The sequence below is a fragment of the Corynebacterium sp. 5QC2CO genome (assembly GCF_024580435.1).
GTDB classification, from domain to species: Bacteria; Actinomycetota; Actinomycetes; order Mycobacteriales; family Mycobacteriaceae; genus Corynebacterium; species Corynebacterium jeikeium_D.
The window spans coordinates 1-438 of record NZ_JANIKI010000033.1 but is presented as its reverse complement, the minus strand read 5'-3'; the positions used below and the strand labels follow the sequence as shown (position 1 = coordinate 438).

The 438-nt window shown below is 66.9% G+C and carries 1 protein-coding gene; it reads left to right on the top strand.

The window, feature by feature from the left end; translation table 11 throughout:
- Positions 1-52 precede the first annotated feature (52 nt).
- Entirely contained in the window at positions 53-205 is a 153-nt protein-coding gene (locus NQ014_RS11015; protein ID WP_373467727.1) for a helix-turn-helix domain-containing protein, read from the top strand.
- Positions 206-438: the final 233 nt, after the last annotated feature.

Sequence of the window (438 nt, the reverse complement as noted above, 5' to 3'; positions counted from 1 at the left end):
GTTCCAGCGGGAGTTCGGGCTGAGCCCGCAGGCCTGGCTCAGTGCAAGCCGGTTGCGTTGGGCCAAGCACCAACTGCGTACCAGTGCGGCGCCGATCAGCGATATCGCGCTGGCGGCAGGCTATTCCGAGCAGAGTGCACTGACCCGTGCGCTGCGTCGTGAGTGCGGGCAGACGCCGGCCGCCTGGCGCAGGGGCGCCATCTGACCTGTAGAGCCGAGCCCACGCTCGGCTGCCCTTATCTGCACAGCGGCCAATCGCAGCCGAGCATTGGCTCGGCTCTACAGAGATGACAAAGGCAATAGCCTCGGTCAAGAGGGCGCCACTGGTGAGCGCTTACACTGCGCGGCCCGTTCTCTTCCCCCGAAGAACCCGAATGCGCAACAACCCGATGGCCCTGGGCATCGCCAATGGCGTTGCCGCTGGCGCGCTGTGGGGCG